Source organism: Arthrobacter sp. ok909, from assembly GCF_900104405.1.
In the GTDB taxonomy this organism is placed as follows: Bacteria; Actinomycetota; Actinomycetes; order Actinomycetales; family Micrococcaceae; genus Arthrobacter; species Arthrobacter humicola.
In genome coordinates, this window is record NZ_FNJS01000027.1 from 29,479 (window position 1) to 54,884 (window position 25,406).

A 25,406-nucleotide genomic window follows, 5' to 3' on the forward strand; every position below is an offset into this window, starting at 1 on the left:
GCCGCGGCCACTCCACCGACACCATCGCTTTCGTTCCTATCCTCCAAGGAGATCCGCATGAAGCCTGCTCGACCCAAGTCCGCAAGATCCCGATCCCTGGCGATCGGCACGCGGGCCGTCGGCGCCGTGGCCTTGGCCCTGACACTGGCCTCATGCAGCCTTTTCGGTGGTGGCAGCGGCGGCGGCTCGGGTGCCGCAACGTCGGGGGCCGCATCGGGACAGGCGGACGCCTCGATCGCTGCGGCGGCGCCCGCGGAACTGCGCAGCTTCTACTCCCAGCGGATCGACTGGAAGCCGTGCGAGAGCAGTTTCCAGTGCGCCAAAATCAACGTCCCGCTGGACTACAGCAAGCCTGACGGTGACCACATCGAACTCGCCGCCATCAAGCTCCCCACGAAGGGCAACAAGAAGGGCACCCTTCTGGTCAACCCGGGCGGCCCGGGCGGATCGGGCTATGACTTCGTCAGGGACGCGGCCAACACCAACATTTCGGAGAAGGTCCGGTCCGCCTATGACATCGTGGGATTCGACCCCCGCGGCGTGAAGCGCTCCGCTCCGGTCACGTGCCTCACGGACGCGGAACGTGACGCGTCCCGCGCCAAGACCTATGCCCTGGACACCGATGCCGGACTGCAAGCGGCCTTGGCCGACAACAAGGCCATCGCAGCCAAATGCGCAGAGAACACCGGGCCGGTCCTGGGCCAGATCGACACCGTCAGCGCGGCCAAGGACCTCGACATCCTCCGCGGTGTGGTCAACGACGCCAAGCTGAACTACCTCGGCTACTCCTACGGGACGCTCCTGGGCGCCACCTACGCGTCGCTGTTCCCGGACAACGTCGGCCGGCTGGTCCTTGACGGCGCCTTGGATCCGTCTCTGAGCTACGAGGAACTGACCGCCGGCCAGACCGTGGCCTTCGACAAGGCCCTGCACACCTACGTTGCCAACTGCCAGCAGACCAGCGGATGCCCGATGACGGGTAGCGCCGAGGACGGCGTCCAGCAGATCCGCAACGCGATCAACGCCGCGGAGGCCAACCCGCTGCCGTCGAAGGACGGTCGGAAGGTCTCGGGGTCGACGTTCGTCAGCGGCCTCATCATCCCGCTCTACAACAATGACAACTGGCCGATCCTCACCCGGGCGCTCGGGCAGGCCCTGGCCGGCGACGGCACGGGCATGATGCAACTGGCCGACTTCGGCGCCGACCGGGACCCCAGCGGCACCTACACGTCGAACAGCTCCTTCGCCTTCAACGCCATCAACTGCCTGGACTACCCCATGGTGACCGACACCGCCTCCATGCGGGCCGAGGACCAGAAGCTGCGCCAGCTCTCCCCCACCCTGGGTTACTACTTCGCCTACGGCGGAACCAACTGCAAGGACTGGCCGTACAAGAACGTCCGGACCCCGGCCCCGGTGGAGTACAAGGGGTCGGCCCCCATTGTTGTTGTGGGAACGACCGGGGATCCGGCCACGCCCGTGGAATGGGCCAGCTCCCTGCGCAAGCAGCTCGGGAATGCCTCGCTGCTGACGTGGAAGGGCGAGGGCCACACGGCTTATGGCCGCTCCAACAGCTGCATCGGCAACGCCGTTGATGACTACCTCGTGGACGGCAAGACTCCGGCGGACAACACGGTGTGCTAGGTAGCGTCTGCTCGGTACGGTTTGCTCGGTACGATTTGCTCGGCCGGCGGGCGGCCGCGGACGCTCATTTTGACCCGGACGCAGGGACTCTATTACAGTTATCTCTTGCATGATCCGCCCGGTTCGCCGGGCTTTCATGTGGTTGCTTCCTTAGCTCAGTTGGTAGAGCGTCTCACTCGTAATGAGAAGGTCGCCAGTTCGATTCTGGCAGGAAGCTCGGGAAGAACCCCGTATTTCCGCTGATTCAGCGGGGATACGGGGTTTTTTGCTGGTGGCCGTGGGACGCCCCTATAACCGCACCGAGGGGGTCAAGAACAGCCTCAAGCCCGGGAACGGGCTCTCGGCTCACTCGCGTTCATGTCGGAACGTATTGCGGTGTGAACTGGTTGCCGCGGCAATCCCTCGCACAGTCCGCGGAGAGCAATACCCAGGGCCGCCCGGTAGAATTTCGTCCCATCCTTTATCTCGTTCAGAGGTATCCGGGGGCGAGCAGCAAAGGCAGACCGATGGACATCCCGACACCACCGACCCCGCAGCGGCCTTTACCGCCGGACCGCCTTCCTCGATCTGGCCTTGCGGACGCAGAACCGGCCAAGGTTGTAAGGTATCCGGTGCCGGGCCCGTTGCCGCCTCGGGTAGGCCGGCCTACCGCCGGACCGGATCAGACTCAACCTCCGATCCCACCCGACGCTCAGCTTGGCCGGTGGACTACAGAGGGGCCGGAGCAAGCGCCCGCGAAAGTTGTCAGCTACCCGGCCCCCAAGGCCCGGACGTCTCGGGAGCCTGCGTTGCCGAAGGTAGGCCCGCCTGCGTTGGAGCCGGATCAAGCTCAGCGGCCTGTCTCTCCGGTCGGTCAGCCGACCAAGCGTCCTAAGCGAAAGTGGCGCCGCAAGCTCCTGCTGGCTCTGATCGCCCCGCTGGTTCTGGTCCAGATCATTGCGTTCATGTTCAGCATGGGCGTGACCCCGCCGCGCACTGCTTACATGCTGGAGGCCGGCGAGCCCAACGTCTACCAGTTCGTCTCGATCAACCACATCAGCCGGCACCTGCTCGCCGCGACAATCGCCCATGAAGACGAACAACTCGGCACCCGCTCTGGCGCTTTCGACCTCGGAGACTTCCAGGCCAGGGTGCAGGCGTACTTCCAGGGAAAGCCCGACCCGAGCGGCTCCACCATCCCCCAGCAGCTGGTCAAGAACATTTTCCTCTGGGACGACCAAAGCGCCGCCCGCAAAGGTATCGAGGCCGTCCTGGCAACCCAGTTCAGTTACACGCTGAGCCCCCAACGGACTTTGGAGCTCTACCTGAACTATGCCCAGTTCGGCCCTCATCTGTACGGTGTCTGCGCCGCCAGCTGGTACTACTTCGGAACACCGCCGTGGAACATGTCCGATTACCAGTCTGCTCAACTGATGGGCGTCCTGCCTCTGCCGGATCTGGTCAGGAGAGACCCCAACGGCGGAATCTACCTCGGCGATGGCGTCCACCCCGCCGTCTGGAACCTGGTGAACGGGGCCGCGAACGTCTGGGTCCCGCGGCAGATCGCCGGCCTGGGCGGATGGCAGGCGGCCGTCGCGACGGTCGGCATCACCGACACCGCCGACAACCACGCTGACCGGCGTGCCGACGACGACGCGTGCTCGACCATGCCTCAAAGCGTAAAGGACCGTATCCAGAGCGAAGCCGGCTAGCGTCTCAACGCCGGGCGTCCTCCGCAACCGGGCCTTCGGGAATTTCTCAGTCGGATACAGCCCCGATCCGTACTTTCAGGGTTACGCGGGAGCCCGGCCCACGTCAGGATGGCCCTTTGTGGATGGGTTTGTTCAAGGCCAGGCTGATGGTCTGGCCCGGGGCCAACTCCCCGGAGGGCAGGTCAGAGAAGTCATACCAGACGCGGTCGGTGCCGGTGAGGGGGCGGTTCGCCCATTCCAAGTCGGGGGCCTTGAACCTGGCCTCGATCTGGCGCTCGGTGTCCCCGGGCGCGGTGGTGTAGGTGAGGGGGATCCCTTCCGTGTCGGCGGTGAAAGAGCCCTGGGCGCCGTCAATCTTGAGCTCGCCGGGCATCAGCCTCACCTTGGTCCCTGCAGGGATAGGCCGGTCCGTGGTGAGGGACGGGTTGTATTGCAGCAGTTGGTCCGTGGTGCACCGGAACTTGTAGCCGAGGCTGTCGAGGGAGTCGCCGTCGACCGTGGTGTAAAAAATGGCCTGGCCGAATGAATTATTGACGCTAGTTCCCGTACCGGACCTGCTGTCGACCAGGTTCTTCTGCAGCTGGAGGTGCTTTCCGGTGCGGATAAAGTACGTATTGCCTTTCTCGTAGGCGTACGGGACTTTATTCGCTTCGGCCAATTGTTCCTCAGTGAGGCCGAACCGGTAAGTGATCCCGCCCAGGGTGTCGTCGGGTTCAACGACGTAGCTGGTGGGGATGCCGTTTGCATCGACGACGGCCGTTCCCTTCGCGCCGGTGATCGGGCCCGGGGCGGGGATGAGGCGGAGCTTCGTGCCCGGCGTCAGGGGTGCTCCCGGCTGGAGGCCGTTGAACTCGGCGAGTTTCGCCTCGGAGATCCGGAAGGAGCCGGCCACAATGGCAGGGGTGTCACCCGGGAGTGTCGTGTAGTAGTCCGCGTTGCCGAACGAATCGGAGACCACTGGCCCCAGCGCCGAACCCCTTCCGGTCTCCGCCGGGGCCGTCGCTGCCTGTGTTTGGGTGCTGACCTTTGCGGCGACGGGTTGCGGGGACGGCGTCTCGTAGGAGCACGCTGCCAATCCGGCCGAAAGCAACACGACAAGGGCCGCGCCGCCCAACGCCTTCGACAGGCTTCTCTGATTGCCCGGACACCCGGTAGTTCCCGTCATCACAAACCCCCAATAAAACCGGTCCGGGCCATCTCGCCTCGGACTGAACAGACTGAGCCTAAAGGATGACCGCTTCGGGCACTATGGCGGATCGTGTCAGACTCGGCGGATGCCGATCATCCAGCTTCACAATGCGTCCCCGTCGTCCGTCGAGAAGAAGCGCGAAATCTGGTCCGTCGCTGGGGTGACGCTGGCCGAATCGGGCCAGGATGACTCCGGATAGGTCAGCTGGCGTGCACTTAGAGGAACGGGGCGAAGACGTGCCGGCAGACCCGGTGCGGTCCAGCACGGATGAGTCCCCACTCTAGATTGCTACGCCGCGACCTTTGCCTAGGCGTATTGCAGGCTCAGCAGCATCGCCTTCAGCTGCGCGTAGCGCTCTGTTCCCATCCAGGCTTTCGCTTCGGCCGGCGAAGCAAAAGCCTGGATGGACGGCGCATCGGACAAAACGACCCAGGCGCTCAGGACCCCGTTAGGCAGCAGGATCTGGTTGGAGCCGGAGGAGTCGGTGGTTGCCAGGAATTCCCTGGCGTTCCGGACGTCCACGAAGTAGTAAGGGCCGCCGGTGGCCCCCGGGTACTCGTCAAAGGCGAAGCCGAACTCTGCGGCTCCCCCCGCCATGTTGGTGACGCCGGGCACGGGTGCGTGATTCAGGATGGTCCGACTTGCCGGCCCGGCGGCGCCATCGCCGTACATGCCGCTGTACATGCGGGGGAATATACTACGCGGTTGGGTGTGGCCAAGGTGACGGGCTTGTTCTTGACGTCGGCCAGGCCGCCGCGCCACCAGGTGGACGTGCCGTTGCCCTGGTTCTCTATCCCCTCGATGATGATCAGCAGGTTGGGGTTGGAGGCAAGGACGGCGTTCCCGCCACGGGTGGCTGCGGGCTGCCAGTCGGTGGCGGCGGCCCCGCTCCAGGTCGCTGCACCGGCGGGCTCGTTGTGAAGGTCGGCACCGATGAGGGTGGGATCGTTCTTGTAGCGCGCGGCGAGCATCTTCCAGTCGGCGATCCACTTCGACTCCGGGTATGCGGAGGTGTACCAGAGCGGAGACTGGCCCGCGGAGGACGGCCGGTGCCGGTCCAGGATGATGTGCAGGCCGTTGGCCTTGGCGCGGGCGATCACCGCGTCCATCAGAAACAGGGGCGTCTTGCCCTCGATCCCGTAGGCGCGGTTGGCCCAGTAGTTCAGGCTTCCATTGATGGACGTCGCGGCCAGGCACTCATTGGAGAACGGCAGCCGCACGGCGTTGAAGCCCATCGACTTGATGTTGGCCAGGGCGTCGTCGATGGTCAGGGTCCACAGCCCGTGCGGCAGGCATGGCAGGCCGACGGCCAGCGTGGCGGGGCGGGTTGGAAAGCAGCTTCGCAGTTCCTCCTGAGAGTGGCGTGCGGGTGCGGGTGCGGCCCTGGTGGCCCGGGGCGGCAGGCGGGACGCGGACGGCCCCTTCCGGCCGGTGCCGGAGGGGGCCGTCCGCTGAGTCTTAGCGGTTTGCGGCCGCAGTGCCCATGACTACAACGAGTAAGATCACCGCAAAGGCGATCGACGCGTAGCCGATGACCAGTGCGGCGATGGCCAGGCCGCGGCCGCTTTCACCGGTGGTCTTAATCTGGTTCAGGGCGATGTGACCCAGGATGATCCCGAGCAGGCTGATAAAGAAGGATGAAACCAGCGCCGCGATGGCCAGACCGTTGGTCTTCGCGGAGACGGGCGCGGGCGCGTATCCCTGGTACTGGGGTGTGCTCATGGTTGTGAAGCCTTTCAATCCGTTAGCGTGGGTCCCCCCGGCCCGCACAATGCGGATCGGCTCTCAAAAAGTACCAAGCAGATGCCGAAAACGGTCCACTTCGCCCAATATTTCCTCCCACGCCACGGCCGGGCCACAGCCCCCTGACCTGCGTATTGTCTTTTTCCGGGTCGTCGGCGAGCCTTAGGGAATGGAACGGCCCGGCCGCAGGCTGCCAGCCCGGCAGCAGGATAGTCCGCCGGCACGGACCGGCGGACGGCGAAGCCTGCGGGGGCGCCCGCAATGGGGCACGGTGGTGGCGTTCGGCCTAGTCAGCCTCGCCACAGACATGGTGTCCGACGGCGCCCGGCCGCTGGGAGGTCCCCTGCTCGCCCAGCTCGGCGCATCAGCGCTGTTTGTGGGTCTCGTGACAGGCGCCGCGGAAGCCGCGGCGCAGGGGCTGCGGCTGGTGTTCGGTCCCTGGGCGGATCGCACCGGCAAATACTGGACTTTCACGATTGCCGGGTACGTGCTCACGGCGGTGTGCGTCCCGCTGCTGGCGTTGGCGCCCTTGGCCGGATCCGCCGGACTGGCACTGGCGGCCGCGCTCCTGATCGGGGACCGGGTTGGCAAAGCCGTCCGTAGCCCGGCGAAGACTGTCCTGCTGGCTGCCGCTGCCGGGCCGGCTGGCCGGGGCCGTGGCTTCGCCGTCCACAAATCCCTCGATCTGGCCGGCGCGCTCCTGGGCCCGCTGCTCGTCTCCGCGGTGCTGGTGGCCACCGGCTCGCTGTCGGCGGCGTTTGCGGTGCTCGTCTTTCCGGCGGCGGCAGCGCTGGCAATCCTCGTGTGGTTGCGTCGCAGGGTACCGGACCCGGGCGACGTCCCGTCAGCGCCCGTTGCCGCCGTCACCGAGTTCCCCGCAGACGCCGCGGCACCGGGCTCGGCTCCCGGGTCCGTCCCAGCTTCGGCACCGGGTTCTTCGCCGGCTTCGTCGTCGGGTTCTGCGCTTCCCCTTGCGAACGGCGGCCGGCCGCCGTCGGTGTTTTCCGGCGTCTTTATCCTGTTTGCCGCCGCCGCCTTCTTCTGGAGCGCCGGCCTGGTGGCTTTCGGCGTCATCTCCTACCATCTGACGGCCGACGTGGCGGTCCCCGTCGCAGTCGTTCCGCTGCTGTACGCGGCCGCCATGGGGGCGGCCGCCGTCGGGGCCCTCGCCAGTGGCGTCCTTTACGACCGTGCCGGGGCGGCCGTACTGATCGGCCTTCCCGTGCTGATCGCGGGCGTGCCTGTCCTGGCCCTGGCACCGAGTGCCGGACTCGTTCTGGCCGGCGTCCTGGTCTGGGGCGCCGCCACGGGCATCCAGGACTCCACGGTCAAGGCGTTGGTGGCCGATCTCGTGCCGCAGCCCCGGCAGGGCACCGCCTACGGGGTGTTCGCGGCATTCGAAGGGGCCGGGGCGTTGGCGGGCGGGGTACTGTACGGAACGCTTTACGGCGCGCGGCCGGTGCTCATTGCTGCGGTGGCGGCGCTCCAGGCGGCGGCCCTCGTCCTGCTCCTTATCACCCTGCGCAGAAGCCGGCGCCCGTCAGCGGGTCACGGGCGTGCCGAAGCGCTGACTTAGCGGCTCCAGACGGACGCCGCGCCGGAATGCCCTGTGATGACGCTCTGGTAGATGAAGAAAGCGCCCGCGACGGCGCCGGCAATGAGGAGGACCACTCGGACGATCCGGTTGTCCCGCAGTCCGCCCAGGAACGCCAGACGCCGGCCGAAGGGCTCATAGGTGACCACCAGCATGGCCGCGACGATGACGAAGAAAATCACCGAAAACACCTTGAGCACATCGCCCTGCTGGGCGTGCTCGCGGACCAGGGCCGACGCCGGACGGGCCTTCTCCAACTGCTCGCCGGCCTGAGCCGTCACCACCGTTATGGGAACCAGAATCAGCGACAACACGCCCAGCGGCCAGGCCAGGTAGCTCCGCCAGCGCGGTGCCACGGCGTAGACAATGGCGCCCAGACCCGCAAGCGGTCCGAGCACCACCACGGCGTGGACGAGCAGGACGTGGGCCGGTAGCCCGCCAATTTCGATCAAGTGAATACTCCTCAGTATCGGGGCGCCGCCGGGTCTCATGACAAAGCCGCGAGCCGGTGCTCGCGGCCGGGCCGGGACTTCTATGATTCTTGCATGGGAACCCCGGGACTTGCGGGCATTGCCGGGCCGCTGTATGCGTTGCCGTACGGCGAGTTTGTGGCGGCAAGAACGGCTGCCGCCCGCCGCCTCAGTTCCGGGAACATCGCTGCCGCGGGGCAGAGGGCCCTGGCGGCCGAAGTGCGGGCCCTGCCCAAACCCTCCCTGGCCGCGTGGGCGGTGAACATGATGGCGGCGCACAGCCCCGAAATGTTGCGGGAGCTGGCCGAACTGGGGACGTCGATGCAGGCCGCGCAGTCCGCCCTGGACGCTGCGGGCCTCCGCCGCCTCGCACAGGAACGGCGGCAGCTGCTCTCCGGAGCCGTGAAGACGGCACGCGACCTGGCAGTTCGGCAGGGCCGGCCGATCAGCGCCGCCGTGGCCGGGGAAGTGGAGCAGACCCTGCGGGCCGCCGCCACGGACGCCGGGGCAGCAGAAGCCGTTCAGAGCGGCTGCCTGCTCCGGGCACTCTCGGCCGACGGGGTCGACGTCGTCGATCTCGCCGGCGCGGTGGCCGTCCCGGGGAGCCTTCCGGCCGGGGGAGCCGTCGCCCGAGCCGCGCACGGAGGAACCGACGGCGGGTTACCCGGCGGAGAACCCCCAGCGGTTCAGCCCCGTCTCCGGGTTGCCGGTAAAGCGCAGGTGACCCCGGCGCCGTCGGCGGTGGAACGGGCCCGGGCCCGGCTACAGGATGCCGAAGAGTCCGCCGCGGCGGCCGACGACGAGGCACGCAGCGCGGCGGCGGAACTGGACGAGGCCACAGCCGATACCAGGCTGTTGGCCGATGAGGCGCACGAGCTCCGGCGGCGCCTTGATCTGGCCGAAGCCGAGCTCAAGGCGGCACGGAAGCGTCACGAGCTGGCTGCGGCCATGGCTCAGCAGACGGCGAGGGCCGCGGACCGGGAACGCCGCAAGGAAGTCCTGGCCCGGGAACGCGTGCTGCGGCTCGGCAACACGCCGGAGGCGTGAACTCTTAGTGTCGGAGGTCGGTTGCACACTGGAATCATGGAGAACAACCAGGATTTCCAGCAGCATTTCCAGCAGTACTGCGACAACGCACAGGACGGCGCGCAGTACTTCGAAGTCACTTACTGGGACACAGACTCCGGCCGGATCCGCACCGAGAGCTTCGATGACGCTGCCGCCGCGGGCCGCTTCGCCAGCCGGTGCGTTTCGGGCGAAGACGGCTGGGCGGTCGTGGATGCCATCCCGGGAAAGGTACGCCGGGCCGCCGCCTGAGTCCGGTGCGGCACCGGGCTTAGGCCTGAGTCCGGCGCGGCACAGCGCACGCCGGGTCGGCACCGTCCCGTCCCGCGGGAATGGCCGGGCAGCAGAAGGGGCCTCCACCCCGCGCGGGGTGAAGGCCCTCTGCGAACGCCGGCCGGGTCAACCGGCCTGATGCTGTGAAGCGCCGGGACGGTGCCTTAGGGCTGTTGCCTAAGCGAAGTCGGACACTGCCGGGTCCGGGCCGATCCGGCCAGCGCCTTCGGCGGAACGGTCCAGTCCGTTGATGGCCTGGACGTCGGTCTCGTCGAGGGCGACATCGAGGGCCGCGTAGTTCTCGCGGATCCGGGATTCGGTCACGGACTTCGGGATGACGACGTTGCCGATGGCCAGGTGCCAGGCGATGACTACTTGGGCAGGCGTGGCGCCGTGCTTGGCGGCAATCTGGGCAATGACAGGGCTTTCGAGGAGCTCGCCGCCCTGGCCCAGCGGCGACCATGCCTGGGTGAGGATGCCCTTGGAAGCGTTGAATTCGCGCAGTTCCGCCTGGTTGAAGAACGGGTGCAGCTCGACCTGGTTGATCGCCGGCACCACGCCGGTCTCGTCGATCAGGCGCTGCAGGCCCTCCTTGGTGAAGTTGGAGACGCCGATCGTCTTGACCCGGCCCTGCTTCTGGAGCTCGATGAGAGCCTTCCAGGTGTCAACGTACTTGTCCTGCTTGGGCTGCATCCAGTGGATGAGGTACAGGTCCAGGGTCTCGAGGCCCAGCCGCTCCATGGACTCCTCGAATGCCTTCAGGGTGGATTCGTAGCCCTGGTCGGCGTTCCACAGCTTGGTGGTGATGAAGATTTCCTCGGGCTTGAGGCCGGAACGCTCGATAGCGCGGCCCACCCCTGCTTCGTTGCCGTAGATCTTGGCGGTGTCGATGTGGCGGAAGCCGGCCTCGAACGCCTGGACAACCACCTTTTCGGCCACGTCATCTTCAACCTGCCACACCCCGTAGCCAAGCTGGGGAATAGTGTTGCCGTCATTGAAAGTCAGTTCCGGTGAAAAAGTCATACAACTATCCTGCCAACATCGGTGCTGTCTGGCCAGCGCCAGGGCGAAGCTAAGCTAGGCGCTTAACCGGGAATACCCGGCGTCGGGCCGCCGCCGGGTGCCTCCGCAAGCCGCTGTTCGGCGTCGTGGATTTGTTCCAATACGGCGTCGGCGCGGCGCCGCACGGACGCAGCGCCCGCCGGGACCGCCCCTACGGCCAGGCGGAGCATCGCCGCCGCTTCCGCTGTCATGGCGAGCGAATTGCCCGCCGTGGAGAGGGCACGGTGGACCCCCGCCAGCGGCCCGGGAATGTCCAGTCCACTACTGGGATACCGCCGCTGGGCCTCCACACAGATCTCCCGGACCCGGGGGGCGAGCGCGGACAGCTGGTTCGCGACCTCGACGAGCTCGCCGTATAGTGCCTCGTCCTCGACTCCTTCGAGGACCTGGTGGTAGCGGTCCAGTCCGCGGTTGAAGCGGTCATGGGCGCGCCGCCAGAGACCCTTGCCGAGTTCGGCGTCATCCCTGCGCCCTTGCCGCGCCGCGCTGAAGAAGCCCAAGGTCGCGCTAAAGGTACTGTCCGGGACCGTGGTCCGGGTCGGCGGGCTCGGGAGGCTGGGAGGGATCAGCGCCGCGGCGGGGCGCGGCGGCGCGAACCGGTTCGCCGTTTTCCCCGATGATGACGCCGGGTGCGATCACCGTTCCCGGCGGCAGCTGGCGCAGCTGCATCTGCGCGTAGGCGTGCTCTCGGGCGGCGTGCTGGGCCGCGATGGCCGTCTGGATGCCGTGGAAGAGCCCCTCAAGCCAGCCGACCAGCTGGGCCTGGGCAATCCTGAGTTCGGCGTCGGAGGGAGTGGCGTTCTCCGGAAAGGGTAGGTTGATCCGTTCGAGCTCCTCAACGAGCTCCGGGGCCAAACCGTCCTCGAGTTCCTTGATGGAGCGCTCGTGAATTTCGGCCAGGCGGACCCTGGCCGCATCATCCAGGGGTGCTGACTTCACTTCGTCCAGCAGCTGCTTGATCATGGTGCCGATCCGCATGACCTTTGCGGGTTCGTCCACCAGGTCCTGAAGTTCGCTCCCCCGGGGCGCCCTGGGTACGGGGCCTGGACCACCGGCGTGGCCGCCCGGGACTGAAGCCGGCGATGCCACCGGCGCTCCGGCCAGGGGCAGGACGTCGTCCAGGGGTGTGCCTTCGACGGGCACGTCGTCGGCAGTTTGGTCTCCGGGCTGAGTGTCGTGCTGATCGCTCATGGCTTCATACTCTCACGCGTCCGGAGGCGCGGGTCCGGCGTCCGCCGGAAGCGGAAGGGCGCCGTCGGACACGATTGTGCCCGACGGCGCCCCTCCCCCGGATCAGCATCGGCTCAGCAACACCGGCCCTGAGGGTTGGTGTCCTGCCGGTCGGTCCGCTCACGCCAGAACTCCCGCTCTGTCAGCGGCGGACCGGCATGGCCGGAGGCCTCGTGGTGTTCCAGATACTTCTTGTAGGCATCGGCGCCCAGCACCCCGCTGAGGTACTCGGCAATCCCCCGGAACCCGGCGATTACCACGTTCATGGGCGGCTCCGCATCACTGGTGCCCGGACTTTTCCAGCCGCTGCCCGGCCGGAAGGCTGTTCCACTCGGCCACGAGTTCGCGCTCCGCCGGGGTGGGGATGAACCCTGCCGGCGCGAAGACGCGGGAGGCTTGGGCGGGGTCTTCGTGCTCGGCGTTCGGCAGCCCCGCGGACGTGTTCCGCAGGGCCTTGATAGTTGCAATCACGGCCGTGATGATGACGACGATGCTCAGCACCACGAAGATGATCGACAGCCAGCCCTGGATCATGGTGTTGCGCACCACGGCCTCCATCGCCGCCTGGGTCTTGGCAGTGCCGAAGGAGGTCTTACCGTCCGCAAGCGCCTTGGCGAAGGCTGCGTTGTTGGAGAAGTAGCCCACTGCCGGAACGGGCGAGAAGATCTTGTAGAAGCTCGCCGTGATGGTCACGACGGCGGCGAACGCCAGCGGCACCGCCACGATCCACAGATACTTCAGGGCGGTGCGCTTAGCGGCTATGGCCAGGCAGACCGAGAGGGCGATGGCCGCCAGCAGTTGGTTCGCGATCCCGAACAACGGGAACAGGGTGTTGATGCCGCCGAGCGGGTCGGTGACGCCCATCAGCAGCACCGCACCCCAGGCGACCACCATGATGCCGGTGCAGAGCCACGCCCCCGGGCGCCAGGAGTGTTCCTTGAACTTCGGAACGAAGTTGCCGATCGAGTCCTGCAGCATGAAGCGCGCAACCCGGGTACCGGCGTCGACGGCCGTGAGGATGAACAGTGCCTCGAACATGATGGCGAAGTGGTACCAGAACGCCATCATCGCGGTGCCGCCGATGAACTGCTGCATGATGTGAGCCAGGCCGACGGCGAGCGTGGGCGCGCCGCCGGAGCGGGACACGATGCTCTGCTCCCCCACGTCCTTGGCCGTCTGCGCAAGGTCGCCGGCGGTGATGTTGACCCCGGACAGGCCCAGGCTGTTGACCCACGCGGCTGCGGTTTCGACAGTGCCGCCGGTCAGCGCCACGGGTGCGTTCATGGCGAAGTAGATGCCGCGGTCAATGGAGATGGCGGCCACGAGGGCCATGATGGCCACGAAGGATTCCATGAGCATGCCGCCGTAGCCGATCAGGCGCGTCTGGCGTTCCTTTTCGATCAGTTTCGGCGTGGTGCCCGACGCGATCAGCGCATGGAAGCCGGACAGGGCGCCGCAGGCGATCGTGACGAATAGGAACGGGAACAGCGAACCGGAAAAGACCGGGCCGTTCTCGCGGCTGGCGAACTCGCTGAACGCCGGGACGGTGATCTCGGGACGGACCACGATGATCGCCAGGGCCAGCATCACGATCACGCCGATCTTCATGAAGGTGGAGAGGTAGTCGCGGGGGGCCAGAAGGAGCCAGACGGGAAGGATTGCGGCGATGAAGCCGTAGATGATGAGGCCCCAGGCGATGGTGACCTTGTCCAGGTGGAAGAACGCGGCACCCCAGTCGGTGCCTGCCACGGCGCCGCCGCCGATGATGGCGGCCATGAGGAGCACGAAGCCGATGATGGAGACCTCCATGACCTTCCCCGGCCGGATGTAGCGCAGGTATACGCCCATGAAGAGGGCGATCGGAATGGTCATGCCCACCGAGAAGACGCCCCACGGGCTTTCGCCCAGGGCGTTGACGACCACCAGGGCGAGGATGGCGACGATGATCACCATGATCAGCAGCGTCGCGACCAGGGCGGCGGTGCCGCCGATCACGCCAAGCTCTTCACGGGCCATCTGGCCCAGGGAGCGGCCGCCGCGGCGCATGGAGAAGAACAGGACGAGGTAGTCCTGGACGGCACCGGCCAGAACGACGCCGAGGATGATCCAGATGGTGCCGGGCAGGTAGCCCATCTGGGCTGCGATGACCGGGCCCACCAGTGGGCCGGCGCCGGCGATGGCGGCGAAGTGGTGGCCGAAGAGGACGTTGCGGTCTGTGCGGACGTAGTCCTTGCCGTCGGCCTTGTATTCGGCCGGGGTGGCACGGCGGTCGTTGGGCTTGAGCAGGTAGCGCTCAATGACCTTGGAGTAGAAGCGGTAGCCGATCAGGTACGTGCAGACTGACGCGAACACAAACCAGATGGCGTTGACGGTCTCGCCGCGGATGATGGCGAGCATGAACCAGGCGACGCCGCCCAGCAGGGCGATGGCCGCCCACAGCGCGATCTTTGCGGGGGTCCATGTACGGTCCGCGGCGTCGCGGACCGACTCATCCACCGACGTCGGGGGAAGGGACGGGTCCGGAACGATCCCGTCGTCGAGCTGTACTGTTCCGTGCGTGCTGACGCCTTCGGTGCTCCTGCGTGTGCTGTCGCCTTGTGTGCCGTCTGGCATTGTGCCCATGTCTCCTCCTCGAGAATCCCAACTAGGCAGTCCACCGGTACAGAACTGCCCCCCGCACCCTACCAACGCGTCCGCGCCCCGGCGCCGCACCTGCGCCCGGCGGTGCAGTCCGCGCGACGAGCGGTCGGCCGAACGCGGTGAACGGTCCGGGGCGTGGCTGGGCCAGGGCCCATGGGGCCGCCTCGGCCCGTGGCGGCGGGCTAGGCCGGGGGGTTGCTGAGCTGCATCAGGCGGGCCTCGCAGAGGTCCAGCCAGCGCACTTCGGCCTCGGTCTGGAAGATGATGGAGTCCAGCACCAGGACTCTGGCGGTATCGGCGGGGCGCTGGAGGGCGGCGGTGTCGCGCCGGGACTTGGTGTACTCCTGCAGGGCCCGGATGGACACGGCGCGCTGCGCCTGGATGATGGAGCCGACGTCGGTTCCGGGAATCGTCAGACCGAGCGCGAGCTTGATGGCCAGTTCATTCCGGGGCGGATTCGCTCGGGAGACCGGGAGCGCGAACCACTCCCGGACCTCGGTTCGGCCGGCCGGGGTGATGCTGTAGATGATGTGGCCGTCGCCGTCGCCGCCGTCTTTTTGGACGAGTCCGTCGCGTTCCAGCCGGTCTAGGGTGGTGTAGACCTGCCCGATGTTCAGTGGCCAGGATGCCCCCGTGCGGTCCTCAAACTCGGTCCTGAGCTGGTAGCCGTAGCGCGGCTGGTCCTGCAAGAGGGAGAGGAGACTGTGGCGGATAGACATGGCACTCCCTGAGGTCAGGAAACCACACAGCATACACGCGCCCCAAGACGCGTGTATACCGCGTATGGAATTACATTATCGTCATTCATGGACGGACAGCAAAACGGCGCATGCCCTGGACGGATCAAGTCGTCCCCGACCTGCGGTCTGACCTGCGGCTTAAGACCCGGGGGCGCCGTGGCGTCTAGTCAACGGCGTCCGCTCCGTGCACGGCGCTACATGACCAACAGGACTTTGCCGACGTGGTCGCCTGAATCAAAGTAGGTGTGCGCGGCGGCGACCTGGTCCAAGGGGAAGGTCTTGGCCACGAGGGGCCGTATCCTGCCGTCGGTCAGCATCGGCCAGACGGCGTCGCGGACGGCGTTCATGATGACGGTCTTTTCCTCGACCGGTCGGGGACGCAGGGCCGTGGCGATGATGGCCCCCCGTTTTCGCAGCAGCTGCCCGAGGTCCAGTTCCGCTTTCGCTCCGCCCTGCAGCCCGATCACCACGAGACGCCCGTAATCGGCGAGCGCCTCGATGTTCTGCCCAAGGTACTTGGCGCCGACGACGTCGAGTATGACATCCGCCCCTTTGCCGCCGTTCTGCGCGCGCAGGCTCGCGGGGAACTCTTCCTCCGCGTAGTTGATGGCGATGTCAGCGCCGAGGAACGCCTTGGCAGTGCTGACCTTCTCCGCGTTCCCGGCTGTCGTGGCCACCCGCGCGCCGATGGCTTTCGCCAGCTGAATGGCCATGGTGCCGATGCCGCCGGTGGCTCCGTGGATGAGGACGGTTTCGCCCGGCTGCAGCTGCGCCGTCATGATCAGGTTGGAATAGACGGTGGCCGCGACCTCCGGCAACGACGCCGCAGTGACCAGGTCCACGCCGTCGGGAATCCGCAAAACCTGCCCGGCGGGCACGGCAACCTTCTGGGCGTAGCCGCCGCCGGAGAGCAGCGCCACCACCTTGTCCCCCACCGAGAACGCCTTGGTGACGCCCGGGCCGAAGCCCGCAATCCTGCCGGAGACCTCCAGCCCGGGGATCTCGGAGGCGCCGGGGGGCGGCGGGTAGAACCCCTTGCGCTGCTGGACGTCCGCACGGTTGAGGCCAGCGGCCACGACGTCGATCAGAACCTCGCCGGGGCCGGCCACCGGGGCCTCGACCTCACGGACTTCCAGGACCTCGGGTCCGCCGGGCTCAGAGATATAGACAGCCTTCATGGAGCACTCCCGATTCCTAACTGGCTCCGCGCACCTGCGCCGCGATCGCCAGGTCCGATCAACATCTCTCCCCAGAATATGGCGGGGAGCCATACGCGTCCGCAAGCGCAGCGCGTTTTTTGTGGCAGCCGACTGCCTATGAAAGACTACTCGTTAGGGAAGGTTGTCCGAGCGGCCGATGGAGCTGGTCTTGAAAACCAGTGTGCGGTAACCCCGTACCAAGAGTTCGAATCTCTTACCTTCCGCGAACAATGCCCTCGATTCCTGCATCTCGTGCCGGAACCGGGGGCATTTTTGCGTCATGGATGCTGCCGGGATGGCGTTTCGCTGGCAGTCATATGCTTGCGGGCAGTCAGTGCGGATCTTGTGGCGCCATTCGCCCGGGCGGCGGATCCGCTTCGGGTCAAGTGAAAAAGGCGCCCCGACTCTGCCCGCGCGACGCCCCTTCCGGCATCCCGGGGACATCTAGAGATCTGGTTGCAGGTCAGGCTAATGTGCGCCGCGGATAGCCTCCCCATTGAAAGTGTCGCGGCCCCGTCATAGTCTCGCTGTGTCTCCACCAGTTCGTCTCCACCACAACGCCTCCAATCACGCACACTAGTCCGGCGGCCGCACGACGATGCCAGGGCCGCCACACAGAGCAGGAGTCCCCATGCCCACACCCGACCACTCCAACGGCGCACCATGCTGGATCGACCTCATGACATCGGACGCCGAGAAGGCGAAGTCCTTCTACGGCGCGCTGTTCGGCTGGACCTTCCAGACCGGCGACGAAGAAAAATACGGCGGCTACATCACCGCCTCGAAGGACGGCAAGTCCGTGGCCGGCATGATGCAGCAGCGGCCGGACCAGGCAGCGTGGCCCGACATGTGGTCCACGTACCTGCGGTCTGAGGACGCCGCGGCCACGGTCGAGGCTGCCGCGGAGCACGGCGGGCAGGTCTACATGCAGCCCATGGAAGTTCCCGAGCAGGGCAGCATGGCCATGATCGCCGACCCCTCCGGCGCGTCGATCGGCGTGTGGCAGCCGGCCGAGATGAAGGGCTATGAGCTGGCGGCCGAACCGGGCGCGCCGGCCTGGCATGAACTCCACACCAAGGACTACGCCACTGCAGTCAAGTTCTATCAGGACGTGTTCGGCTGGGACACCGACGTCATGAGCGACACCCCGGAATTCCGCTACACCACGCTGGGCGCGGGACCGGCGGCCAAGGCCGGCATCATGGACGCTTCGGCCTACCTGCCCGCCGAGGTTCCCTCCAACTGGCAGGTCTACTTCGCCGTGGAAGACACGGACGCCACGGTTGCCCAGGCCGTCTCCCTCGGCGCCACGGTGATCCAAGAGGCCGAGGACACCCCCTTCGGCCGGCTCGCGACGCTGACCGACCCCACCGGCGCGATGTTCAAGATCGTGGCCGACACCGGCCAGGGAGGCCAGCCCGCCGCGGACGCGTAGCCCCGGAGCCCGGGACCGCTAACCCCGGCCTCCCCGACAGGCGGGGCCGAAAGGCCTCGGCCACCTAATTACAAAAATTGTTGTAAGAAATACCGGCCAGTCCCTTCCCCGAGGGCTACTGGCCGGTATTCTGCTGTGGAGCGTCCGGTGGAGGCACCCGGACGCCACTCACCTGCATCATCAGTCACCGCTGCCCGGGGCTTTCGAGCCGCTCCGGGAAGGCTGCGGCGCGTCTCGCTGGGGGACGTCCCGCCGAATGCCCGTTTAATCCACACGTTGTTCATTCACCCCTGTTTGGATGGGCCCGGCACGACTTGACCAGGAGTTCAGGCCGGCCACTGTCCGCTGCACCCGGCGGACGCACTGCACCCTGCCCTTTACCCGGGGCACCCTAATGAGAGTTAGAGCGGATGAAACAAACACCCTGGAAATCAGTGCTGGGCACAGCCCTGTCGGCGGCGCTCATAGCGGCTCCGCTGGCAGCAGCCCCGGCATATGCCGTTGAGGCTTCCCCGGCGGCAACCGGAACCTCACCGGTGGTCATCAACGAGGCCTACCTCAGCGGCGGCAGCTCCGGCGCCGCCTTCAAGAACAAATTCGTCGAGCTCTACAACAGCTCCGACGCGCCCGTTTCGCTGGACGGCTGGTCCCTCCAGTACCGCTCCGCTACAGGCACGGGAGCGCCGAACTCGGTTGCAGCCCAGAGCGGCAGCATCCCCGCCCAGGGGTACTACCTCCTCAAGGGCGGCAGCCACGGCACCGCCGGCGCGGACCTCCCGGCCGCGGACGCCACCGCCACCGGGTTCAACCCGGCCGGGGGCGGCGGCACGATCGTGCTGGCCAAACAGTCCACCGCACTCAGCCCGCTGCCGACCGGCTCGGTCATTGAACCGGCCAACGTCGCGGACGTGCTCGGCTACGGCACGTCGAACACCTTCGAGACCCAGGCGGCTGCGGCGCCGTCGGGCAACACCGACGTCAAGAGCCTCAACCGCAGTAACGGCGCGGACACCAACAACAACTCCGCCGACCTCGCGCTCAACGCTGCCATCACGCCGAAGGCTGCCAACGGCACCGCAGGTCCCGGCCCCGTCGACCCGCCCGTGGACCCCGGCACACCGCCGGCCACCAAGACCATCGCCGAAATCCAGGGCACCGGCGCGGCCAGCCCGCTGGCCGGGTCCACGGTCACGACGCGCGGCAGGGTCACCGCGACGTTCCCCACCGGCGGTTTCGCCGGCTACTACGTCCAGACCGCCGGCACCGGCGGCGATCTCACACCGGCCAACCACACGGCGTCGGACGCTGTGTTCGTCTACTCGCCCTCTACGGTGGACTCCGTCAGGATCGGTGACTACGTCGAGCTCACCGGCGCCGTCAGCGAATTCTTCGGAATGACCCAGCTGACTGTTGCCGCGGCAGCCGATCTAAAGAAGCTCACCGAGGCCGCCCCGGAGGTCAAGGCCACCGGCTTCGCCCTCCCGGCCGACGAGGCGTTCCGTGAGTCCCTCGAAGGCATGCTGCTCACCCCGCAGGGACCGGTCACCGTGGCGGACAACTTCTCGCTGAACCAGTACGGCGAGATCGGCCTGGCCGGCGGCACCACCGCGCTGGAGCAGCCCACCGCTGTCGCGCCGTTCGGCTCCGCGGACTACACCGCCATTGTGGCGGCAAATGCCGCCCGCGGCATCAAGCTCGACGACGGCGCCACCACGAACTTCCTCACGGACGCCGCCACGAAGGCCCAGGTGCTCCCGTACCTGACCACGGAGGACCACGTCCGGGTCGGCGCGCCGGTGACGTTCAAAACCAATGTGGTGCTCAGCTACACGAACAACGCCTGGAAGTTCCAGCCCCTGACCCAGCTCACGGCCGCCAACGCGGACACCGTGCAGCCGGCAAGCTTCGGAGCCACCCGCACGGACTCCCCGGCGGCCGTCGGCGGCAACCTCAAGCTCGCCTCCTTCAACGTGCTGAACTACTTTCCCACCACGGGCGACCAGGTGGCAGGCTGCACCTTCTACCCGGACCGGGATGGCAACCCCATCACCGTCAAGGGCGGCTGCGACGTCCGCGGCGCCGCGAATGCGGAGAACTTCAAGCGGCAGCAGGACAAGATCGTCGCCGCCATCTCGAAATCCGGGGCCGACGTCGTCACGCTGATGGAGGTCGAGAACTCGGCCCAGTTCGGCAAGAACCGCGACGACGCCCTCTCCAAGCTCGTCGACGCCCTGAACATCGCCACGCCCGGGATCTGGGACTACGTCCGCACGCCCGCCAACGCACCCCCGCTGGCTGACGAGGACATGATCCGCACCGCGTTCATCTTCAAAAAGGCCACCGCGGAACCGGTGGGCGAGTCCATCGTCCACAATGACACCGTCGCGTTCGCCAGCGCCCGCAAGCCGCTGGCCCAGGTCTTCAAGCCCGTCGGGGCCGCCGATGACAAGAAGTTCATCGCGATCGCCAACCACTTCAAGTCCAAGGGTTCCGCCGCCACGCCGGATGACACCGACAAGGGCCAGGGCGCCTCGAACCTTGCCCGCACCGCCCAGGCGCAGTCCCTGCTGGCATTCTCCGATGAACTGCAGAAGTCCGAGGGCACGGACAAGGTCTTCCTGATCGGCGACTTCAACTCCTACGCCAAGGAGGACCCGATCAACGTCCTCACGGGCGCCGGCTACGTCAACCAGGATGAGAAGGCGAAGAACGCCGACGGCTCCGCCAAGCATTCCTACCTCTTCGGCGGCCTCGTGGGTTCGTTGGACCACATCCTCGCCTCGCCCGCAGCCAACGCCGCGGTCACGGGCGCCGACATCTGGAACATCAACTCCGTGGAGTCCGTGGCGCTGGAGTACAGCCGCTACAACAACAACGTCACCGACTACTACGCTCCGGACCAGTTCCGGGCGAGCGATCACGATCCGGTGGTGGTGGGCCTGAACTTGCCCGTCACCCCGACCAGCGTTGAGCTGAACTTCCTCGGCATCAACGATTTCCACGGCCGCATCGATTCCAACACCGTGTTCTTCGCGGGGACCATCGAGAAGCTTCGCGCCGCCGCCGCGCCGGGCGCTACGGCGTTCATTTCGGCCGGCGACAACATCGGCGCCTCACTGTTTGCCTCCGCGATCGCCAAGGACCAGCCGACCATCGACGTGCTGAACGCGCTGGACCTGCGCACCTCCGCGGTGGGCAATCACGAGTTCGACGGCGGCTGGGCGGACCTGCGCGACCGCGTCAGCGCCGGCGGAACCAACGCGAAATTTCCGTACCTGGGCGCAAACGTCTACGCCAAAGGCACCACCACACCGGTCCTGCCGGAGTACACGGTCTTGGAGATGAACGGCGTCAAGGTCGCCGTGATCGGCACCGTGACCCAGGAAGTGCCCTCGCTCGTCACGCCGTCGGGCATCGCGGACCTGGAGTTCGGGGATCCCGTCGACGCCATCAACCGGGTAGCGGCAAAGATCAAGGCGGACAAGGTCGCCGACGTCATCATCGTGGAGAACCACGACGGCGCCGGGTCCGGTGCGCCCGAGGGCGCCACCCTGGATCAGGAAGTCGCCGCCGGCGGCCCCTTCGCCAAGATGGTCCAGAAGGTCACCCCGGATGTTGCCGCGATCTTCAACGGCCACACCCACAAGCAGTACGCCTGGGACGCGCCGGTCCTGGATTCGGCGGGCCAGCCCACCGGCAGGACCCGCCCGATCGTCCAGACCGGAAACTACGGCGAGTTCATCGGCCAGATCCAGCTCACTGTCGACACCAAGACCATGTCGGTGACCGGCTACAAGGCCGGCAACGTCCAGCGCACCACGAGTGCCGCGCAGCCTGCAGCGGACCTCGTGGCCCAGTACCCGCGGGTCGCCGCTGTCAAGACCATCGTGGACAAGGCCCTGGCCGACGCGGCTGTGGTGGGCAACCAGCCTGTCGGCAAGGTCACTGCGGATATCACGACGGCGTTTGGCGGCTCCCCGGCCGTGCGCGATGACCGGGCCGCCGAGTCCACGCTGGGCAACCTGGTGGCCGACTCTCTCGTGGATGCGCTGAAGGCGCCGGAACTCGGCGCCGCAGAAATCGGCGTGGTCAATCCGGGCGGTCTGCGCAACGAGCTGTACTACGCGCCCGACGGCACCATCACGTACGCCGAGGCCAACGCGGTGCTGCCGTTCGTGAACAATCTGTGGACCACGTCCCTGACGGGCGCGCAGTTCAGGACGCTGCTGGAGCAGCAGTGGCAGACCAACCCGGACGGCACGGTTCCCAGCCGCGCGTACCAGCAGCTGGGTCTGTCCAAGAACGTGAACTACACCTACGACGCCGCCCGCGCCGCCGGTGACCGGATCACCTCGATCCGGGTCAACGGTGCGCTGGTCGACCCGGCGAAGTCCTACCGGATCGGGACGTTCAACTTCCTGGCCACCGGCGGCGACAACTTCCGCATCTTCAAAGAAGGTGCCGGCACCAAGGACTCCGGGCTGGTGGACCGCGACGCGTGGATCAAGTACCTGCAGACCCACAACCCCGTTTCGCCTGATTTCGCACGGCGCTCCGTGGCGGTCGTGAACACGACGGCGGCCGAGGTCAAGAGTGGGGAGTCAGTCACCCTGGCGGTTTCGAAGCTGGACCTCACCTCGCTGGGAAGCCCGGTGAATACCTCGCTGCGCGCCGAATTCACGGATGCTGCAGGTGCCGTGACGTCCCTTGGCTCAGTTCCGGTGTCCGCCGGCGCCGCCACGGTGGACGTAAAGGTTCCTGCGGGTGCGGCCGCCGGCACGGGCACCCTGGTGCTCACCGCCGTCGAATCCGGCACCGTGGTGAAGACTGCGGTGCTGGTCGCGGCCAGCACCCCCGTCCCGCCGAAGTGCAGCCCGCCGGTCAAGCCGACGCGGCCCGCAGACGTCGTGGGCCAAGTGAACTACGGGACAGCCATGGCGGCCTACCGGAAGTGCCTCAAGGGCTGAATCCTTGGCCCGGGCTTCCGTAGCCCCGGGCACGTAGCCCGGTTCTCGTAGCCCCGCAGCAGTGAGCATGCCCTCCCCTGGCCCGCAGCAGTGGACATAAGCACCAAGATTCCACCGCCCGGCACCGCGGGAGGGCATGCCCATTCTTCCCGGCCGGCCACGTCACGGGACATGCCCAGCCCTAAGCCTCACCACTGGACATAAGCACCAAGAGTCCACTGCCGGGCCCCACGGGAGGGCATGCCCACTTTTCGGAGGGGCGGATGCAGGCCAGAGACGTGCAGCTGCGTGTCAGTGGCCCAGAATGGCCCGGGCGATCTCGTCGGCGTCGCGCAGGGTGCGCTGGCCGCTGCGGTAGACGGGGCCCGACGCCGGCCGGGCCTCGGCGGCGATGGCCGTGCCCCATTGCGCGGCGGAGAGCTGGAGCCCGAGCACGTAGATTCCCTCCGTCACGGACCCGTTGGCCCCGAGCGGCCGATACGGATGCGGGACGACGTCCAGTCCCGAGGTCTGCACCGGGGTCCCCTCCACGCTCATCATGAGGCGCGGCCGCACCAGCCCCTCGGCCAGCAATTGCTCCAGCAGGGGCGAGGCGTTCACGGCCACCCGGTTGGCCGGCGCGAGCGCCTCGATCATCGCCGACGCCGCCACCGGGCCCGCCGCGGAGTCGCCCGCCACGGCGGTCGCCGTCCGGGAGCTCGCGCCGGCACCCCCCGCGCCGCCCGGAACACCGCCGGACCCGCCGTCGACGCTTTCATCGGTGCCGCCGCCCACCCAGGGCGACGCCGCGATGAACGTCCTGGCGCGGCGGTCCACGCCGAACTTGGGGTCCGGGCCCACGAAGCGGACAACCCCCGCGCGGGCCAGGGCCGCGAGCTGGGCGGCGCGCAGCGCCGGCGGACCGCTCGCCAGGCCCTCCACGAAAGATTCGAACCAGCCGCGCAGGCCCGCGACCCACGATTCGTCCGTGATGCCGCTGTCGGCCACAGCGGTCTTGAGCACCGCCCGGCCATGGTGCAGGGCGCCGATGGCCATCTTCACGGCGTCGTTCTCGCCGAGCGCCGAACGCCGGGCGTCGTCGAGCAGATAGTCGACGACGGCGGCATCCAGTTCAGCCCGGGAGCCAAACGAGCGCCCGGCCAAGGGAGCTGCGAGGCCGAGCAAGTCCAGGCGGTGGGCTGCCCGGACATGGATGGCGACCACGGATTCCATGGTGTTTTCCCATTTGCCGGTCGAATGCGCGTGCGGCCGCAGTGACTCGTCCAGGGCGCGCAGGAACTCGGCCGGATCGGTCAGGACGGCCCCGGGCTGCGAGCGCGCGAGCGTCGAGTAGTAGGCCCAGATCGCGTCGCGGTGCAGGAGCGGCCAGAGGTCAAAGTCGAAGGACGGCCGGATGCCGGACTCGGCGAACTTCGCGATCGCGTCCTCGGTGCAGTACCGCAGCTGGACCGAGCCCGGGTAGTAGCCGGTGAGCGTCGCCTTGGCCCGATACGGGGTCCCGCGGCGTGAGGCGGCGATGATGAGAGGTTCGCGGCCGGACGGCACGTATGTCAGTTCAGCGTTGTCCTCCGCGGCCAGGAACCGCCCGCCGCGCCCTTCCGTCAGCTGTCCCATCACGTCAAAGAAGTTCAGGCCCATACCGCGCACGAGGACGGGTTCACCGGCCGGCACCACGGACCAGTCGACGTCGGCGGGCGCCGCCGGCGGCAGGTACAGGAGTCCGAGCTCCTCCGCCGCGGTGAGCAGCTCCCGCTGTTCGGCGTTCAACCGCGCGTCCAGATGGCCCAGCGCCAGCACCACGGAGTCGACGGTGAGCACCGAGCCGTCGTCGAGAACGACGTCGAACCGCACCGCAGAATCCTGTGCGGCACCAGGGTCAGCAGCCGCCTGGTCAGCGCCCGCTGCGGCCGCGTGGCGCACGGAGGTCGCCGTCGCCGGGTGGAAGTCCACGGTGACGCCGGCGGGGAGCCGGGTGAGCAGCTCCCCGAGGGTGCAGCGCAGGTAACGGCCGTACAGGGCCCGGCTGGGGAAGTCCGCCGGGCCGAGCCCGGATACCTCGGCGCGCTCCTCGTCGGTCAGCGACGGATCCGCGTCGCGTTGCTGGAGGTCGCGCCACTGGTCAAAGGTGCGCCCGGCCACGGGCGCGGCGAGCGCCGGGTCTTCCGGGATGACCGTGGGATAGAACGATTGCGTGTTCATCAGGTACAGCCGTGACTGTCCGGGCTGCCAGACATGCCCGGGGCCGGCCGGGTACGGGTCGATCACGTCAATGTGCAGGGTTCCGGCAGGGCCGGCGGCGGCCCGGTTGGCAAGGAGCCGCTCGAGTACGCTCGTGCCCCGGGGACCGGCGCCAATCACTGCCGTCCGGTTGCTTCGCGATATGCCCACGGCATCCAGCGTATCGGCAACCTGGCCGCGGACCGGACCCGCCGCGTGACTTGCTACTGCCGCACCGATGTTCTTG

At 67.4% G+C, this 25,406-nt stretch carries 20 protein-coding genes and 2 tRNA genes; 9 read left to right on the forward strand and 13 right to left on the reverse strand.

Annotation, left to right across the window (positions count from 1 at the left end; all coding sequences use genetic code 11):
• Positions 1-57 precede the first annotated feature (57 nt).
• From BLR03_RS18080 to BLR03_RS18090, 3 genes are all read left to right on the forward strand, one after another.
• Positions 58-1,644 carry an alpha/beta hydrolase gene (locus BLR03_RS18080; RefSeq protein WP_091255345.1) on the forward strand — a complete coding sequence of 529 codons (1,587 nt, stop codon included), beginning with the start codon at positions 58-60 and terminating at the stop codon, positions 1,642-1,644.
• 144 nt (positions 1,645-1,788) lie between these two features.
• A tRNA-Thr gene (locus BLR03_RS18085) sits at positions 1,789-1,861 on the forward strand.
• A gap of 595 nt (positions 1,862-2,456) precedes the next feature.
• A complete protein-coding gene (locus BLR03_RS18090) occupies positions 2,457-3,335 on the forward strand; it encodes a transglycosylase domain-containing protein (RefSeq protein WP_254788581.1) in 879 nt (292 codons plus the stop codon).
• A gap of 103 nt (positions 3,336-3,438) precedes the next feature.
• Here BLR03_RS18090 and BLR03_RS18095 read toward each other — a convergent pair whose 3' ends face one another.
• The 4 genes from BLR03_RS18095 to BLR03_RS18110 form a co-directional block, all read right to left on the reverse strand.
• Positions 3,439-4,293, reverse strand: coding sequence for a lytic transglycosylase (locus BLR03_RS18095; protein WP_175460608.1), 855 nt, complete (start codon positions 4,291-4,293; stop codon positions 3,439-3,441).
• A 537-nt stretch (positions 4,294-4,830) separates the two neighbouring features.
• On the reverse strand, positions 4,831-5,208 hold the full coding sequence (locus BLR03_RS18100; protein WP_139184593.1) for a hypothetical protein: 378 nt from the start codon (positions 5,206-5,208) through the stop codon (positions 4,831-4,833).
• Entirely contained in the window at positions 5,151-6,002 is an 852-nt protein-coding gene (locus BLR03_RS18105) for a glycoside hydrolase family 5 protein (protein ID WP_368086982.1), read from the reverse strand. The genes BLR03_RS18100 and BLR03_RS18105 overlap by 58 nt, the downstream gene beginning before the upstream one ends.
• Positions 5,983-6,246: a DUF4190 domain-containing protein gene (locus BLR03_RS18110; RefSeq protein WP_091255351.1), complete on the reverse strand. Its 264-nt coding sequence runs from the start codon at positions 6,244-6,246 to the stop codon at positions 5,983-5,985. The genes BLR03_RS18105 and BLR03_RS18110 overlap by 20 nt, the downstream gene beginning before the upstream one ends.
• Positions 6,247-6,541: 295 nt before the next feature.
• On the opposite strand from BLR03_RS18110, the gene BLR03_RS18115 reads away from it, so the two are divergent.
• Positions 6,542-7,843, forward strand: coding sequence for an MFS transporter (locus BLR03_RS18115; protein WP_254788583.1), 1,302 nt, complete (start codon positions 6,542-6,544; stop codon positions 7,841-7,843).
• Here the strand turns inward: BLR03_RS18115 and BLR03_RS18120 are convergent.
• A complete protein-coding gene (locus BLR03_RS18120; protein WP_091255355.1) occupies positions 7,840-8,313 on the reverse strand; it encodes a DUF2231 domain-containing protein in 474 nt (157 codons plus the stop codon). The genes BLR03_RS18115 and BLR03_RS18120 overlap by 4 nt on opposite strands.
• Before the next feature lie 93 nt (positions 8,314-8,406).
• On the opposite strand from BLR03_RS18120, the gene BLR03_RS18125 reads away from it, so the two are divergent.
• Positions 8,407-9,378 carry a hypothetical protein gene (locus BLR03_RS18125; RefSeq protein WP_091255357.1) on the forward strand — a complete coding sequence of 324 codons (972 nt, stop codon included), beginning with the start codon at positions 8,407-8,409 and terminating at the stop codon, positions 9,376-9,378.
• A gap of 36 nt (positions 9,379-9,414) precedes the next feature.
• Positions 9,415-9,648: a hypothetical protein gene (locus BLR03_RS18130; protein ID WP_091255359.1), complete on the forward strand. Its 234-nt coding sequence runs from the start codon at positions 9,415-9,417 to the stop codon at positions 9,646-9,648.
• Between the two features lie 198 nt (positions 9,649-9,846).
• Here BLR03_RS18130 and BLR03_RS18135 read toward each other — a convergent pair whose 3' ends face one another.
• The 7 genes from BLR03_RS18135 to BLR03_RS18165 all read right to left on the reverse strand — a co-directional run bounded on the left by BLR03_RS18135 (position 9,847) and on the right by BLR03_RS18165 (position 16,519).
• Entirely contained in the window at positions 9,847-10,692 is an 846-nt protein-coding gene (locus BLR03_RS18135) for an aldo/keto reductase (protein ID WP_091255361.1), read from the reverse strand.
• A 62-nt stretch (positions 10,693-10,754) separates the two neighbouring features.
• Positions 10,755-11,231 carry a hypothetical protein gene (locus BLR03_RS18140; RefSeq protein ID WP_091255363.1) on the reverse strand — a complete coding sequence of 159 codons (477 nt, stop codon included), beginning with the start codon at positions 11,229-11,231 and terminating at the stop codon, positions 10,755-10,757.
• Between the two features lie 7 nt (positions 11,232-11,238).
• Positions 11,239-11,922 carry a bacterial proteasome activator family protein gene (locus BLR03_RS18145; protein WP_091255364.1) on the reverse strand — a complete coding sequence of 228 codons (684 nt, stop codon included), beginning with the start codon at positions 11,920-11,922 and terminating at the stop codon, positions 11,239-11,241.
• 113 nt (positions 11,923-12,035) lie between these two features.
• Positions 12,036-12,227, reverse strand: a complete 192-nt coding sequence (locus tag BLR03_RS18150; RefSeq protein ID WP_091255366.1) for a YbdD/YjiX family protein — start codon at positions 12,225-12,227, stop codon at positions 12,036-12,038.
• A 13-nt stretch (positions 12,228-12,240) separates the two neighbouring features.
• A complete protein-coding gene (locus tag BLR03_RS18155; RefSeq protein WP_254788584.1) occupies positions 12,241-14,583 on the reverse strand; it encodes a carbon starvation CstA family protein in 2,343 nt (780 codons plus the stop codon).
• 200 nt (positions 14,584-14,783) lie between these two features.
• Positions 14,784-15,320 (reverse strand): PadR family transcriptional regulator, encoded by a 537-nt coding sequence (locus tag BLR03_RS18160; RefSeq protein WP_091255368.1) that lies wholly within the window; start codon positions 15,318-15,320, stop codon positions 14,784-14,786.
• Between the two features lie 215 nt (positions 15,321-15,535).
• Positions 15,536-16,519 carry an NAD(P)H-quinone oxidoreductase gene (locus BLR03_RS18165; protein ID WP_091255370.1) on the reverse strand — a complete coding sequence of 328 codons (984 nt, stop codon included), beginning with the start codon at positions 16,517-16,519 and terminating at the stop codon, positions 15,536-15,538.
• Between the two features lie 157 nt (positions 16,520-16,676).
• Between BLR03_RS18165 and BLR03_RS18170 the strand changes: the two genes are divergently transcribed.
• From BLR03_RS18170 to BLR03_RS18180, 3 genes are all read left to right on the forward strand, one after another.
• A tRNA-Ser gene (locus tag BLR03_RS18170) sits at positions 16,677-16,764 on the forward strand.
• Positions 16,765-17,171: 407 nt separating this feature from the next.
• The gene (locus tag BLR03_RS18175; protein ID WP_091255372.1) at positions 17,172-17,975 is read left to right on the forward strand and encodes a VOC family protein; all 804 of its coding nucleotides are present in this window, start codon (positions 17,172-17,174) and stop codon (positions 17,973-17,975) included.
• A 410-nt stretch (positions 17,976-18,385) separates the two neighbouring features.
• Positions 18,386-22,942, forward strand: coding sequence for an ExeM/NucH family extracellular endonuclease (locus tag BLR03_RS18180; protein WP_091255374.1), 4,557 nt, complete (start codon positions 18,386-18,388; stop codon positions 22,940-22,942).
• 291 nt (positions 22,943-23,233) lie between these two features.
• Here the strand turns inward: BLR03_RS18180 and BLR03_RS18185 are convergent, their stop codons facing one another.
• Complete coding sequence (locus BLR03_RS18185; protein WP_091255375.1) at positions 23,234-25,330, reverse strand: FAD/NAD(P)-binding protein; 2,097 nt, start codon at positions 25,328-25,330, stop codon at positions 23,234-23,236.
• Positions 25,331-25,406: the final 76 nt, after the last annotated feature.

What these genes read in the sequence shown, in the direction of transcription:
- BLR03_RS18080 (WP_091255345.1), top strand. Translation starts at nt 58, where the DNA reads ATGAAGCCTGCTCGACCCAAGTCCGCAAGATCCCGATCCCTGGCGATC.
- BLR03_RS18100 (WP_139184593.1), bottom strand. Translation starts at nt 5,208, where the DNA reads ATGTACAGCGGCATGTACGGCGATGGCGCCGCCGGGCCGGCAAGTCGG.
- BLR03_RS18110 (WP_091255351.1), bottom strand. Translation starts at nt 6,246, where the DNA reads ATGAGCACACCCCAGTACCAGGGATACGCGCCCGCGCCCGTCTCCGCG.
- BLR03_RS18125 (WP_091255357.1), top strand. Translation starts at nt 8,407, where the DNA reads ATGGGAACCCCGGGACTTGCGGGCATTGCCGGGCCGCTGTATGCGTTG.
- BLR03_RS18130 (WP_091255359.1), top strand. Translation starts at nt 9,415, where the DNA reads ATGGAGAACAACCAGGATTTCCAGCAGCATTTCCAGCAGTACTGCGAC.
- BLR03_RS18135 (WP_091255361.1), bottom strand. Translation starts at nt 10,692, where the DNA reads ATGACTTTTTCACCGGAACTGACTTTCAATGACGGCAACACTATTCCC.
- BLR03_RS18145 (WP_091255364.1), bottom strand. Translation starts at nt 11,922, where the DNA reads ATGAGCGATCAGCACGACACTCAGCCCGGAGACCAAACTGCCGACGAC.
- BLR03_RS18150 (WP_091255366.1), bottom strand. Translation starts at nt 12,227, where the DNA reads ATGAACGTGGTAATCGCCGGGTTCCGGGGGATTGCCGAGTACCTCAGC.
- BLR03_RS18155 (WP_254788584.1), bottom strand. Translation starts at nt 14,583, where the DNA reads ATGGGCACAATGCCAGACGGCACACAAGGCGACAGCACACGCAGGAGC.
- BLR03_RS18160 (WP_091255368.1), bottom strand. Translation starts at nt 15,320, where the DNA reads ATGTCTATCCGCCACAGTCTCCTCTCCCTCTTGCAGGACCAGCCGCGC.
- BLR03_RS18165 (WP_091255370.1), bottom strand. Translation starts at nt 16,519, where the DNA reads ATGAAGGCTGTCTATATCTCTGAGCCCGGCGGACCCGAGGTCCTGGAA.
- BLR03_RS18175 (WP_091255372.1), top strand. Translation starts at nt 17,172, where the DNA reads ATGCCCACACCCGACCACTCCAACGGCGCACCATGCTGGATCGACCTC.
- BLR03_RS18180 (WP_091255374.1), top strand. Translation starts at nt 18,386, where the DNA reads ATGAAACAAACACCCTGGAAATCAGTGCTGGGCACAGCCCTGTCGGCG.